We start from the raw sequence: 439 nt of genomic DNA, 5'->3' as shown, positions 1-439 counted from the left end.
GGCGAAACGTTACATGCGAACCGGGCAGAGGTAGGGATTCTTTCCACACCCTCAATTGACCGTGTTCTTCGCGGCAGCAGCTTGGAACAGCTCAGCAATCCGCTGGGCGCGGGCCGCACCTTCATCAACCGGTGGCCGGGCCTCGCGGACCAGCAGGAAGTCCCTCGGGCTGGTCTCATTACCATGGACCCGGGCCAGTACGTCGGTCAGCTGGGCCAGCATGTCCTGGAGGGGCTGGTCCAGCGGTTCTATACGGGCGAATGCGTACATCTCCGTCAGCTGGCGGGAGTCCATCCCCGCCAGCATCTGGTCAGGATGCTGGAAGCCGAGGCGCCACGCGATCCGAAACTGAAGCCGGCGCTCAGGCCGGCTCGTCAGTTTTTTTCAGCGGCCTCGATCGCAGCATCGCCCAAGGCGTTGAGCTTCTGCGCTGCACGGA

1 protein-coding gene is annotated in these 439 nt (G+C 63.6%); it reads left to right on the top strand.

The genetic code is table 11. From position 1 onward, the window contains the following. Window positions 1-81: 81 nt before the first annotated feature. The coding region (locus D7X55_RS45155) for a hypothetical protein (protein WP_233610461.1) at window positions 82-439 on the top strand (358 nt) is incomplete at its 3' end.

Origin of the sequence: Corallococcus sp. AB049A (assembly GCF_003668885.1) — a bacterium.
Taxonomy (GTDB): Bacteria; Myxococcota; Myxococcia; order Myxococcales; family Myxococcaceae; genus Corallococcus; species Corallococcus interemptor.
Note: the sequence above shows the minus strand (reverse complement) of the source record. Positions and strands in the feature narration are given on the sequence as shown.